Source organism: Bacteroidota bacterium, assembly GCA_030706565.1.
Taxonomy (GTDB): domain Bacteria; phylum Bacteroidota; class Bacteroidia; order Bacteroidales; family JAUZOH01; genus JAUZOH01.
This window is the reverse complement of record JAUZOH010000164.1, coordinates 1-8,127: the sequence shown is the minus strand read 5'-3', so window position 1 is coordinate 8,127 and position 8,127 is coordinate 1. Positions and strand designations below refer to the sequence as shown.

At 41.2% G+C, this 8,127-nt stretch carries 4 protein-coding genes; all 4 read left to right on the top strand.

Features of this window, described 5'->3' with window-relative positions; translation table 11 throughout:
• Window positions 1–102 precede the first annotated feature (102 nt).
• Window positions 103–3,342: a TonB-dependent receptor gene (locus Q8907_09580; protein ID MDP4274515.1), complete on the top strand. Its 3,240-nt coding sequence runs from the start codon at window positions 103–105 to the stop codon at window positions 3,340–3,342.
• 12 nt (window positions 3,343–3,354) lie between these two features.
• Window positions 3,355–4,944 carry a RagB/SusD family nutrient uptake outer membrane protein gene (locus Q8907_09575; protein MDP4274514.1) on the top strand — a complete coding sequence of 530 codons (1,590 nt, stop codon included), beginning with the start codon at window positions 3,355–3,357 and terminating at the stop codon, window positions 4,942–4,944.
• Window positions 4,945–4,962: 18 nt separating this feature from the next.
• Window positions 4,963–6,495, top strand: a complete 1,533-nt coding sequence (locus Q8907_09570; GenBank protein ID MDP4274513.1) for a glycan-binding surface protein — start codon at window positions 4,963–4,965, stop codon at window positions 6,493–6,495.
• 136 nt (window positions 6,496–6,631) lie between these two features.
• A complete protein-coding gene (locus Q8907_09565) occupies window positions 6,632–8,050 on the top strand; it encodes a cellulase family glycosylhydrolase (protein MDP4274512.1) in 1,419 nt (472 codons plus the stop codon).
• The last annotated feature ends 77 nt before the right edge of the window (window positions 8,051–8,127 follow it).

Below are 8,127 nucleotides of genomic sequence, written 5' to 3'. Positions count from 1 at the left end.
GTACAAGATATTCTGACGAAAACGACAGTATAACCTGCCAACTAGTATACCGTCGTAATAAAAAAGTGTTGGCAAATTTATTAACCCTTTAAATCTAATTAAATGAAGAAACAGATCATTTTGATCGTGGCGTTTCTATCCATGTTTGGCGTTCTTTTCGCTCAAACGGCCCATGATATAACGCCCAATTACGCTGGAGTGACTGGAAGAGTAAGTGATTCTTCTGGGAATCCACTCATTGGTGCCTCAGTTAGTGTTAAAGGAACCTCGCATGGTTCTTTCACCGGGGTAGACGGAAAATTTACATTGAGTAATGTTCCTAAAGACGCGATTTTGCATGTTTCTTACATGGGGTATGTTTCAACAGATATACCTGTCAACTCTTCCAGTTTAGCGATTGTGTTAAAAGAAGAAGTTAAAAAAATTGATGAAATAGTTGTAGTCGGTTATGGAACATCGAAACGAAAAGATGTTACCGGGGCTATATCTTCTGTTTCGGGTGAGGATATTCGTGCAACAAGCCCGACTACTATTGATCAGGCCTTGCAGGGAAAAGTAGCCGGAATGATGGTACAGCAGATATCCGGACAACCGGGAGGTGATGTTGCCATGCAAGTCCGTGGGATAACTTCATTTGGTGGCGGCAAGCCGTTGTATGTGTTGGATGGCGTTCAAATTGAAGATATTGCTTCTATTTCGGCGAATAATGGGTCCACTCAACTCGGTTCCAACCCTTTAGCAGGCATAAACCCTTCCGAAATAGAATCGATTGACGTGTTAAAAGACGCATCTTCTACTGCCATTTATGGTGCAAAGGGTACCAATGGTGTCATTATTATTACGACCAAAAGAGGCAAGGTTGCTGCTCCTAAGATTTCCTACGATTATTATACCGGTTTTCAGCAAATAGCCAAGAAACTACCGGTGATGGATTTACGTGAATATGCAACTTTTACAAACGAAAGGAATGCTGCCATAGGTTGGGGTTGGGATGTCCGCCCTGAGTTTGCCAATCCTCAATATTTAGGCAAGGGTACCGACTGGCAGGATGAATTATTCAGAAATGCCCCCATGTCCAGCCACACCCTTTCTGTAAGTGGTGGTGATACCCGGACGCAATATTTCTTGTCAGGTACCTATTTCCACCAGGAAGGTATTGCTTTAGGCTCTGATTTTACCAGAATGTCAGTGCGCCTGAACCTTGATAATAAAACCACCGATTGGTTAAAAATCGGCACCAGTATTCAGCTTGTAAATATTGATGAAAATTTAAATAGTTCCAATTCAAACGTTATTCGTGATGCGCTTAGTCAAACCCCCAACGTTCCCGTAAGGAATAGTGACGGCAGTTGGGGTGGCCAGTATAATAACGCTGGTTGGATTGCTCAAACGGTAAATCCTGCTGCGATGGCTAAAATTAATAAAGCAGATGGAAACAGGAAGCAGCTTTTCAGCAATCTCTATGCCGAGGTTACTTTTGCCAAAGGCCTGGTGCTGAGAAATGAAGTAGCAGCAAATTATTCGATGGCTAATGAAGATCGTTTTAACCCAAGTTATGTGCTGGGTACAGTCACAAATCTCACCAATTCTGCCGCCAATATTTCTTCTCAGAACTTATATACTTCTATAAGCAACTACCTTACATTTACCCGTTTTTTTGCAAATAAATTCAATTTGAACGCGATGATGGGCCATGAGGCAGTATTAAATAAATCTTCAAATGCATCCGCATATCGTTCACATTTCCCTTCGAACAACGTACAGGTAGTCAGCGCAGGCGACGCGACTACGGCTACAAACAGTGGAAGCCAAGGCCAGAGTGCCAGGGAAGCGTATTTTGGACGTTTAAATTTCACGATTAATGATAAATACCTGCTTACCGGTAACATTCGGGAAGACGGTGATGCTAAATTTTCCATAAATAACAAATGGGTATGGTCTTATTCGGGTGCTTTTGCCTGGAAATTGAACAACGAGCAATTCTTGAAAAACGTGAAAGCTGTTAATGAACTGAAGCTGCGTATTGGCTATGGCTTGACGAACAACCCTGCAGGAAGGGACTATGCTTATGCTTCTACATTAACCACAGTTGCTACCGGTTTAACCGGTATTGCACAGTATCAAACAAATATCGGAAACCCGGATTTGAAATGGGAGCAAACAAAAACTGCCAACCTTGGTCTTGACGGGACATTTTTTGACTGGCGGATAAACTTCTCTGTCGATTTTTATGATAGAAGAACAGATAAACTTGGCATGCAAGTTTCGTTGCCTATGTTTTCAGGAACTGCTATGGTTTGGTCTCCCGGAACTCTGGATGCACCATGGGCAAATGTAGGATCGATGGATAACAAGGGTTTTGACTTTAGAGTAAGTACCACAAATATTAAAGGAAAAAGCTTTACCTGGAAAACAGACTTTACTTTTTCACGGAACGTCAATAAGGTACTAAAACTCAATGCCGACGGGGCTCCAATCATAGGATATCCTGCAAGTAAAACAATCGTAGGTGGATCATTGGGCCAATTTTATGGGTATCAGGTGTTAGGAGTTTATGCAACCCCTACTGATTTTTTAGGCGACCCGGATAGAGGCATCAAGCCTGCCGCCCGACCGGTAGACAGTAATGGGAATATGTATCCTGTTGGTACCACCGGTGGTAGTATCTGGTACGGCGACATCAAGTTTAGGGATATTAATGGTGATGGTGTCATTGATAGCAAGGACCAAACTTTTCTTGGATCGCCATTTCCTAAATGGCAGCTTGGGTTAAACAACACATTTTCCTATAAAAATTTCGACCTGAATATATTTTTCACTGCAAGTTATGGCAATAAAGTATACAATCAAATGCGTGTAAACGGCGAGAACCCGCTTACGAGTCAGGGGAACCTTAAAGCAATCATGAATTATGCAAAACTTGGGTTGGTTGATCCGAATGGACCTTCTACTACTACTTCCGGAGATATTACTGATCCTGCAAATCTTGCAGCTATTAACAATGTTTACGTGATCAATCCTGGTACCAAGATTCAGGGTCTCAGAAATGATGACACAAACGGCAACAACAGATTTTCCGACCGGTATTTGGAAGATGGGTCCTTCCTTAGGTGTAAAACCATTTCACTTGGTTATACCTTCCCTGAAAAACTGTTGCATACAATACACATTAATTATTTAAGGGTATACGCGAATGTGTCAAATGCATTTCTTATCACGAAGTATAAAGGAATGGACCCGGAAATTGGTTCCTGGAACCCACTCAGTGCAGGTGTCGATTATGGGTATTATCCTCAACCCCGCGTGTTTACTTTTGGGTTAAACGTTTCGTTAAACAAATAAAAAATTAAGACAATGAATATAAAATCAAAGATACTTTATTCATTCCTTGCTATTGCCTTGTTGCTGGCATCGTGTAAGAAGGATTTTCTTGATCGTCCACCATTATCGTCGATAATGTCGGAAAACTTTTATCAAACTACCAGCGATTTAAAGTTGGCAACCGCTGCTTTGTATGCAGGTGCGCCATGGGGAGAATGGACTTATGTTAGTTATTTGCCGGTAGGTGAGGTAGCAAGCGGCAATATGGTCTTAGGTTATAATGGCGATGCAGCACAGTTCAATACGTTTAGCATTACGGGCTTGAACGCTGGTTTGATAGCAAACTGGAGGGGAATGTACAATGTTATTGCACATTGTAATTCTACTATCATCGCAATTAACGAAAAGGCACCGGCTTCTATTCCCGAAGCTGATAAGAAGGCAGCCATTGCTGAAGCAAGGTTTTTACGCGCGTATGCCTATTTTAACCTGGCTATGTTATGGGGCGATGTGCCAATTATTGAAGACAACACCAAGCTGATCAGCTCTCCATTGGTGTACCGGAATAATGTCAATGATGTTTACCAGTTTATTGTGAACGATCTGACTTATGCTGCTAAAAACCTTCCCATACCAGGCGCTACATGGGAGAAAGGCAGGGTTACCACATGGTCGGCTCAGGGTCAGTTGGCAAAAGTTTATTTAACATGGGCAGGTCTTAATCATAATGGTTCGCGTAATCAGGCCTATCTGGACAGCGCTAAGTTATATGCCGGCAATGTTTGTATAAATAGTGGGTTGGATTTGTTGCCCAATTATGCCGATCTTTTCAAAACACAGAATAATGACAATCCCGAATCATTATTTGCCCTTCAATGGGATCCCACTACTAGTGATTGGTTATCGGGTAATATGTTACAGATATATTCGCCCGGTGGCACTGATATAGCAGCAGACGGACAAGCAGGATGGTTTAGTATACAACCTACTATCGATATGTACAGACAGTACTCTGTAAAAGACTCCGTAAGGCGCAAAGCTACATTTATGCTCAAAAACGATTATTACCCGGAGTTAAATGCTGCCGGGGGGGGGTATACATTCAAGGGCGATGCTGGTTTAAAGAAACATATTATTGGCACCAAGAAAGACAACAATTGTGCAATTATGACGCTAACTTCTTCTGCCGAGCATAATGCATTATTAAGACTTGCAGATGTTTATCTGGTGTACGCCGAAGCTATTATTGGCAATAATACAAACACTTCTGATGCCGAAGCGCTGCTTTACTTTAACAAAGTGCGTACAAGAGCTGGCCTTGATCCTGTAACCACGCTGAATATTGACTCGTTGTTTAAAGAAAGAAGAATTGAGCTGGCTGGTGAAGGCCATTATTGGTTTGATTTGGTGAGACTTTCTTACTACAATCCCCAAAAGGCCATAGACATTCTTAATAATCAGCAGCGGGTTTCGTTCTCTTACAGTAATGGTGTTGCAACTCCAAGTAGCACTTTCGTTACGCCAACACCTGCTACCATTACTACTTTTAAATTTCCGTTGCCATTGTCGGAAGTAACAGCCGATCCAAATTTGGCGGAACCTCCGGTGCCATATTCATTCTAAATTTAAAAAAAATTAATTATGAAGAAAATTTTAATATATCATATCCATTTGCTACTATTATGTGTAGTAGCAGGTATCATAATACTGCCATCCTGTTTAAAAGAAAAACCAAATGCACCAAGCATTTCTTATGTGCGCAATTATGCTGCTTCGCCTAACGATACTATTTTGAAAACTGTGAGCGCTGGCCAGTGGGTAGTAGTGGTGGGTAAAAATTTAAGCGGAATTTCCCAGGCGTATTTTGGCTCAACTCCCGCTACTATTAACAGTACTTTTTTCAGCGACACCTGTATCGTAATACAGATCCCTTCTATTCAGTTTCCGCTTGTGCCACGCGACAAGGTGAATAAAATTACTTTGGTTAACGAGGGCGGGGTTGCTAATTTTGAAATTAACATTACCGGTGTACCGATTATTTCTTATGTGAAAAACTCGGCTGACTCGCCTAACGATTCAATCATTAAATCCGTTGTGCCAAACCAGCTGATCACTATTGTTGGGTATAATCTTAAAAATGCCACAAACATAGCATTTCAGGGCGTAGCTGCTGATTTGACCAATGCGGCATATACCGATTCCAGTGTGACTGTACGTGTGCCCGCTGACTTGTCGGGTGGAGATGCTTCACTGGTAAATATGATTAGTATTACAACAATGTTTGGAACGGGTGATTTTTCGATTAAAATAATTGGACCACCGATAATTACAAGCATCTCCTATGAAATACCCAAAGAAGGTGATTCTGTCTATATTTATGGAAATAATTTTATTTCCGTTATGAATTTAAGTTTTGCAGGAACGCCTATTACCTCATATAAAGTAGTATCAGATGCTGTTATTGGATTTACTGCACCTGCGTTATCAGGTGATGGAGGGCCGGTAGTTATTGAAACAAAATCAGGAACATTTACGACTGCCTACCTGGTTAATAATATAAACTTCATAAACGGAGGTGGTGTCGGTATTATAGCCAATATGGAATGGGGTAATTATTTTGGTTATGCATGGTGGGGAGGAGGAATCCTGAACAGTTCAGACCCAAATTCCGGATGGCCGTCATACAATGCTGATTTTGGAGTAGGCACTGGAATGTACATTGAACTGAAAAGCAATATACTCAATGGGGGTGCAGGTGATGATGGGAATGCTATTCGTATTAGTGATGCTGTATGGTTGCCGGCGGAGAATTTTAATGATCCGGGCAATAGTTGGGCTTTAAAATTCGAAATCAATGTGGCTAAACCCTGGAATGGTGGTACGATTTGTATAAAAAGTTCGAATGGATCTTATATGGCAAGATACGAACCTTGGCAAGTTACTTCTACTCATACGGCGGCATATTCTACAAAAGGCTGGCAAACAGTAACTATTCCGTTATCGGAATTCCGTTTAGCTGATGGCAAAGGTGCTTCTATTACAAAAGTTTCAGATTTGTTCGATCCTGCATCAGGAAAGGGTAATTTGATACTCTATTTACATAACTACAGTACAGCTGCTACTGGAACAAGTTTTGATGCAGCCTTTGATAATTTCAGGGTAGTAAAAAGATAAACCTATAATCAATAAATATAAATAAATGCATCATTAATTAAAAGACCTGCAGGCACTCAACGAAAGTGAAACATCCTGTGGGTCTTTTACTCATCAAATTATTACACATTTGAACATACAAATAAAATACAACATAATGTTTTTTAAAATTGTACCATTTCTTATTTTGATTATATCGTTTACCTCCTGCAAAAATAATGCAGGTATTGATCCTCAACTGTTGGTTTCTACAACTGCCGTTTCCATTCCTGCCGAAGGGGGAGATACATCTAAAATGACATTAACATGTAACAGCCAATGGAGTATTGACAATTATGCTTACTCGTGGTTGCAATTAAGCCAAACAGCTGGTAAGGGTAACGCCACCATTAAATTAATCACAACACTTAATGCAACAGGCGCTACACGTTCCACTATACTGGTCATTACCATGCCAAACGGCCAGGCCAGACGGGTTACGGTTTCACAAGTTAGTCAAATATATCCCTCTTATAATACATCACCTATTACGCCTGATTCTACCGGAATGGGTAGCACGGCTGTTCAACTGGCTGCTAAAATGAAATTAGGCTGGAACATCGGCAACACCATGGAAGCTCCAGGTGGGGAAACAGGCTGGGGGAACCCTCCGATTACCGAGGATTATGTAAAATTTGTAAAACATCTTGGATTCAATGCTATCCGAATACCATGTGAGTGGAATTGGTATCATATGGATAATGCTAAAACTGCACACATCGATCCAAATTGGCTTAACAGAGTAAAAGAAGTGGTTGGATATTGTGTGAACAACGATATGTATGTTTTACTTAATATCCATTGGGATGGCGGCTGGTTGGAACAAAATTGCACTGCTGCTAAGAAAGACTCGGTTAATGCCAAACAAAAGGCGTTTTGGGAACAAATTGCCACTGCCATGCGCGATTTTGACCAGCATTTGATGTTTGCCAGTGCCAATGAACCCAATACAAGCGATGCGACTCAAATGGGGGTATTAATGTCCTATCACCAAACGTTCGTCAATGCCGTTCGTTCAACCGGCGGACGGAATACCTACCGGACTTTGGTTATACAAGGATCATCCGATCTGATTGATGTGAAGGCTTTCCCAACCGATCCGACCCCCGGCCGCATGATGTATGAAGAACATAATTATACGCCGTCTCAATTTACATTTTTATCCTCCGATGCATCTTGGGGCAAGATGTTTTATTACTGGGGAAGCGGCCATCATTCTACGATAGAACCGGATCGCAATGCTACCTGGGGAGAAGAAAGCGATCAAAATGCTTATTTCCAAAAAATAAAAACGAATTTTATAGATAAGGGGATACCTGTTATAATGGGTGAATACGGGGCCTACAGACGAACCACCCCTAAAGATTTGGCAACACATAACGATGCGGTGGATTATTGGATAACCTTTGTAACAAAACAGGCAATTGCTTACGGACTTAAACCATTCTTCTGGGATACGGGAGGAGCATTGGACAGGCGTAACAACACCGTGCTCGATCAACGGACTATTGATGCAATAATTGCCGGGGGTAAATAAGACAGCTTGTGCATAAATAAACTCTTTAATTAAGGTATATAACATGAATTTAAAAACTTATATAAATTTAGGTCCTG